The following is a 6256-nucleotide window of genomic DNA, read 5'->3' on the forward strand; positions in this document are numbered from 1 at the left end:
ATTTCGGCGACGGCGACGAATGCCACATGGCGTTCCACTTCCCGCTGATGCCGCGGATGTACATGGCGATCGCCCGGGAGGACCGGCACCCGATCACCGACATCATGCGCCAGACCCCGGAGATCCCGGAAGGCTGCCAGTGGGCGATCTTCCTGCGCAACCACGACGAGCTGACCTTGGAAATGGTCACCGCCGAGGAGCGTGATTACCTGTGGTCGTTCTACGCCGCCGAGCGGCGCGCGCGGATCAACCTCGGCATCCGGCGCCGCCTCGCGCCACTCCTGGAAAACGACCGCCGCAAGATCGAGCTGATGAAGTCGCTGGTGCTGTCAATGCCCGGCACGCCGGTGCTGTACTACGGCGACGAGATCGGCATGGGCGACAACATCTACCTCGGCGACCGCGACGGCGTGCGCACGCCGATGCAGTGGTCGCCCGACCGCAACGGCGGCTTCTCCCGCTCCGATCCCGCGCGCCTGTTCCTGCCGGCGGTGCAGGACCCTATCTACGGCTTCGATGCGTTGAACGTCGAGGCGCAGACCCGCTCGCAGACGAGCCTGCTCAACTGGACGCGGCGGATGATCGCGATCCGCAACAACAGCGCCGCGCTCGGCCGCGGCGGGATGCAGTTTCTGTATCCCGCCAACCGCAAGGTGCTCGCCTGGATTCGCGAGTTCGAGGGCGAGCGCGTGCTGTGCGTGGCCAACCTGTCGCGGGCGCCGCAGGCGGTGCAGCTCGACCTGTCGGAACTGCGCAGCGCCGTGCCGATCGAGCTGACCGGCGGCTCCGACTTCCCGGCGATCGGCGAATTGCCCTACCTGCTGACGCTGCCCGCCTACGGCTTCTACTGGTTCTCCCTGTCGAGCGCCAACACCGGCACCATCGGGCCGAAGAAGGAGGCGCCGGAGCTGTTCACGCTGGTGCTCACCGGCGGTATCGAGACGCTGATGGCGGGGCGCGAGCGCCTCGCCTTCGAGCGCACGGTGGTTCCGCCCTTCATCGCCAGCCGCCGCTGGTTCGGCGCCAAGGGCTCGCGCATCAGGAGCGTGCAGGTGATCGACTGCGCAGCCCTCAAGGAGGGGGACGGCGAGGCGCGCTTCCTGCTGCCGCGCATCGGCGTACAGCTCTCGAACGGCGAGCGGCAGGAATACTTCGTGCCGCTCGGCGTCGACGAGGGCCGCGAGGACGAGGGGCTGGTGGCCCACGCCGTCGCCCGCGTGCGGCGCGGCCCCCGCACCGGCCTCCTCTACGGCGCGGCGGCCTCGTCCGACTTCGCCGTCTGCCTGATCGAGGGCATGCGCGACGCCCGCGAGGTTCCGACCGAGCGCGGCAGGCTCGTCTTCTCGACCACGTCGGCCTTCGACGCGAACGTCACCATCGATCCGGCGGACGTGCGCCGGCTGTCGGCGGAGCAGAGCAACACCTCGATCGCCATCGGCTCGAAGATGATGCTCAAGCTGCTGCGCCGGCTCCAGCCCGGCGTCCATCCGGAGATCGAGGTCGGACGCTTCCTCACCGAGACCGCGCAGTTCGCCAACACCCCGGCGCTGCTCGGCGTGATGGAGCACGTCGCTGAGGACGGGACCCCCACGGCGCTCGCCGTGCTCCAACGTTTCGTGCCGAACCAGGGCGACGCCTGGACCCTGATGCTGGAGGGCCTGCGCCGCGATTTCGAGACGGTCGTCCTGGCCCCCGAGAGCGAGGCGCCGACGCCGGAGGACGCGTTCGGCGACCACTTGCGCTGGGCCGACCTGCTCGGGCGGCGCACCGCCGAGATGCACAAGGCCTTCGCGATCGAGACGGACGACGCGGCCTTCGCCGCCGAGCCCCTGACGGCCGACGACCTCGCGGTGCTCGCCGCCGACGCCCGGCATCAGGCCGACCGCGCCTTCCGCGCCCTGAAGGGCTTGGGCGACCGCGGCCTCGATGCCGGCCGTTCGGCCGGCACGGAACTCGCCGGGCGCCGCTCCGAGGTCGAGTCGCTGATCGGGCTCCTGACCCGCGACCCGCCGAAGGGCGCGTTCAAGACCCGCATCCACGGCGACTACCATCTCGGGCAGGTGCTGGCCGCCGAGGGCGACCTCGTGATCGTCGACTTCGAGGGCGAGCCCTCGCGTCCGGCCGACGAGCGGCGCGCGAAGTCGACGCCGCTGCGCGACGTCGCCGGGATGCTGCGCTCGTTCGCCTACGGCGCCGAGACCGTCACCCGCGAGATCGCCGGGCGCTTCGCCGATTCCGAGGAGCGCGCCCGCGCCGCCGCAAGCGCGTGGCGCGGGATGATCGACGCGGCGTTCCTCGAGGGTTACGAAAGCGCGGCCGCAGGCAGCCGCGCCGCGGTGACCGACCCTGGGACGCGCAACCGGCTGCTGCGGCTCTGCCTCCTGACGAAGGCGCTCTACGAGGTGGATTACGAGGCCAACAACCGCCCGGATTGGATCGAAATCCCTGCCCGTGGGGTTCTCAACATTCTGGAGGACGCCAAGGCGTCCTGAGGAAGATCCCCGAGAGAGGCACCTGAATGACGGCCATCGACCAGACCTTCGCGAGCCGGACGGACCCGTCGGACACGTCCCAGGTCTCGGAGGTCGCCCCGTCCGGCTCCACGCCCGCCGCCGGCGCGCACGGCGTCCATCCGGACGCGATCGCCGCGGTGATGGCCGCCAACCACGGCGACGCCTTCGGCGTGCTCGGGCCGCATCAGGTCGGGCCGGGTGTCTGGGAGGTGCGCGCCGTCCTGCCGGAGGCCAAGAGCGCCGCGCTTGTCGTCGGCGATGCGTCGGCGCCGTTCGAGCGGCGCCACCCGGACGGGTTCTGGGTCGCCCGGGTCGAGAGCGAGGGCCGGCCCCTCTACGAGATCGAGATCGAGACCTGGGACGGGGTCAGGCGCCGCCGCCACGATCCCTACGGCTTCGGCTCCTCGCTGGAACAGCACGACGTCGACACGCTGCGCGAGGTCGGGACCGACCGCGTCTACAAGATCCTCGGCGCGCAACTCGGACGCCTCGACGGCATCGACGGCTTCCGCTTCGCGGTCTGGGCTCCCAACGCCCGGCGCGTCAGCGTGGTCGGCGACTTCAACGAATGGGACGGGCGCCGCCACCCGATGCGCCTGTGGCGGAACGGCGGCCTTTGGGAGCTGTTCGTGCCGGGCCTGAGCGCCGGGCAGCACTACAAGTTCGAGATCCGCGGTCCCGACGGCGCGCTGCTGCCGCTGAAGGCCGATCCGGTCGCCTTCGCCGCGCAGCATCCGCCGGAGACGGCGTCCGTGCTCCAGGGCACCAGCGAGCCCGCGTGGCGGGACGGGAAGTGGATGGCGACCCGCGGCGCGAAGGACCCGCGCCAGGCGGCCATCTCGATCTACGAGGTCCATCTCGGCTCGTGGGCGCGGGTGCCCGACGAGGGCAACCGTTACCTGACCTACAAGGAACTGGCTGACCGGCTCATCCCCTACGTGAAGGAGATGGGCTTCACCCATATCGAGATGCTGCCGATCACGGAGTTCCCGTTCGACGGCTCCTGGGGCTACCAGCCGGTCTCGCTGTTTGCGCCCACGAGCCGCCACGGCACGCCGGACGACTTCGCTGCCTTCGTCAACGCGGCGCACGAGGCCGGCATCGGCGTGATGCTGGACTGGGTGCCGGGGCATTTCCCCCTCGACGCGCACGGGTTGGGTCAGTTCGACGGCACCCACCTCTACGAGCACGCCGACCCGCGCCAGGGTTTCCACCAGGACTGGGGCACCTACATCTACAATTTCGGCCGCGCCGAGGTCGCCACGTTCCTGGCCGCCAACGCCCGGTTCTGGCTGGAGCACTACCACCTCGACGGCCTGCGCGTGGATGCGGTCGCCTCGATGCTCTACCTCGACTACTCGCGCCGCCAGGGCGAGTGGATTCCCAACCAGTACGGCGGCAACGAGAACCTCGACGCGATCAACTTCCTGCGCAAGACCAACGAGGCGACCTACAGCCACGCGCCGGGCACCATCACGGTCGCCGAGGAATCGACCTCGTGGCCCGGCGTCTCGCACCCGACCTACACCGGCGGCCTCGGCTTCGGCTTCAAGTGGAACATGGGGTGGATGCACGACACCCTGAACTTCGTCGCCAAGGAGACGATCCACCGCCGCTACCATCACCACGACCTGACCTTCGGGCTGCTCTACGCGTTTTCCGAGAACTTCATCCTGCCGCTGTCCCACGACGAGGTCGTGCACGGGAAGGGCTCGCTGCTCGGCAAGATGCCCGGCGACCGCTGGCAGAAGTTTGCCAACCTGCGGGCGTATTTCGGCTTCATGTGGGGGCATCCCGGCAAGAAGCTGCTGTTCATGGGCGGCGAGTTCGGCCAGGAGCGCGAGTGGAACCACAACCAGTCGCTGGACTGGCATCTGCTCGACGATCCCGCGCATGCCGGCCTCAAGGATGCGGTCCGCGACCTGAACAGGCTCTACGCCGCGACGCCCGCGCTTCACGGCCGCGACACGGAGGCCGCGGGCTTCCAGTGGCTGGTCGCCGACGACCAGGACAACAGCGTCATCGCCTGGGCCCGCAAGGGCCGCGAGGCCGGCGAGATCGCGGTGGTGGTCTCGAACTTCACCGCGGTGCCCCGGCAGGACTACCGGGTCGGCGTACCGGCCGGCGGCCGTTACCGCGAAGCGTTCAACTCGGATGCCGGAATCTACGGCGGCTCGAACATGGGCAACATGGGCGGGTGCGAGGCTGAGCCGACGGAGAGCCACGGGCACGGCCAGTCCCTGAGCCTGACGCTGCCGCCGCTCTCGACGATGATCTTCGTGCGCGAGGGTTGAGCGGCCGCGTGCCGGGCGCGCCGTATCCGCGGCCCGTCCGGCATGGGCCGCGATGACAGGGAGGTCGCCGTGCCCGATTCTCCGACGACGGCAGCGATCGCCTTCCCCTCCATCGCACTGCCGAGCCTTCGCCTGAACGTCGCCGAGGCCGGGCCCATCGACGGCCTGCCGACCCTCGTGCTGCATGGGTTTCCCGAATTCTGGTACGGCTGGCGCCGCCAGATCGGACCGTTGACGGAAGCGGGCCTGCGCCTCGTCCTGCCGGACCAGCGCGGCTACAACCGCAGCGACAAGCCGGACGGCATCGCCGCCTACCATCTCGACCGCCTCGCCGCCGACGTGATCGAACTGGCCGACCATTACGGCTTCGCACGGTTTCGGCTCGTCGCGCACGATTGGGGCGGCCTCGTCGCGTGGTGGACCGCCGCGCACCATCCCGAGCGGATCGAACGCCTCGCGATCCTCAACGCCCCGCATCCGGCGGTGTTCGGGCCCTACATCCTGCGCCATCCGACACAGATGCTGCGCAGCGCCTATGTCGGCCTCTTCCAGATCCCGCGCCTGCCCGAGCGGCGCTTGATGGCCGACGGCTGCGCGGTGCTGCGGCAGGCGCTCCTGAAGACGAGCCGGCCCGGCAGCTTCACCGGGGCCGACCTCGACCGCTACGTCGAGGCGTGGGCACAGCCCGGCGCGATGACGGGGATGCTGAACTGGTACCGGGCGCTGCGGCTGCCACGCGCCCGTTCCGTGCCGCGGGTGAAGCCGCCGACCCTCATCCTGTGGGGCCGGCGCGACCATGCCCTCGAACCCGGCCTCGCCGAGGCCAGCCTGGCGCTGTGCGATGCCGGCCGCATCCAGTGGCTGCCGGAGGCGACGCACTGGGTCCAGCACGATGCCGCGGAGGCCGTGAACGCGGCGCTGGTGGCTTTCCTGCGCGCCTGAGCGGTTCGGATGCGCGCGGCGCGCGGCCGGGTCGTCACATTTAAACCACGGGCCGAACCTAGCGGTCGTCGATGCCCGACAGCGTCCGGGCCCCCTGACGTTTCAGCCCGCCCGGCCCGCATTCCCGTGCCGGGACGTTCGTGGATCGCCCCATGTCGCACGTCACCGCGTTCCCGGTCGCACAGAAGGCGCCTGCGAAGCCGGCCCGCCTGCACGCCGTCGCGTCGGGCGACGCCGACGCCGACGTCCGCGGCATCGCGGCGCGCAGCCTCAGGCTCGGCATGTCGGCGCTGGAGGAGGTGATCGCCCTGCTCGAATCCGATCTCGGCGATGCCTTCGAGCGGGCGATCGACACGATCCTGGGGGTCAGGGGCCGGGTCATCGTCTGCGGGATCGGCAAGAGCGGCCATGTCGGGCGCAAGCTTGCGGCGACCTTCGCCTCCACCGGCACGCACGCCTTCTTCGTCCACCCCACCGAGGCGAGCCACGGCGACCTCGGCATGATCG

4 protein-coding genes are annotated in these 6256 nt (G+C 70.4%); all 4 read left to right on the forward strand.

Annotated features, from left to right (window positions below; translation table 11 throughout):
* A partial coding sequence (locus tag ACFE86_RS20675) for a putative maltokinase (protein ID WP_375457200.1) occupies nucleotides 1-2492 on the forward strand: 2492 nt, incomplete at its 5' end.
* Between the two features lie 26 nt (nucleotides 2493-2518).
* Entirely contained in the window at nucleotides 2519-4807 is a 2289-nt protein-coding gene (glgB, locus tag ACFE86_RS20680; protein ID WP_375457201.1) for a 1,4-alpha-glucan branching protein GlgB, read from the forward strand.
* 42 nt (nucleotides 4808-4849) lie between these two features.
* A complete protein-coding gene (locus ACFE86_RS20685; protein WP_375457202.1) occupies nucleotides 4850-5749 on the forward strand; it encodes an alpha/beta fold hydrolase in 900 nt (299 codons plus the stop codon).
* 152 nt (nucleotides 5750-5901) lie between these two features.
* A partial coding sequence (locus tag ACFE86_RS20690; RefSeq protein ID WP_375457203.1) for an SIS domain-containing protein occupies nucleotides 5902-6256 on the forward strand: 355 nt, incomplete at its 3' end.

It is taken from the genome of uncultured Methylobacterium sp., from assembly GCF_964244095.1.
GTDB lineage: Bacteria > Pseudomonadota > Alphaproteobacteria > Rhizobiales > Beijerinckiaceae > Methylobacterium.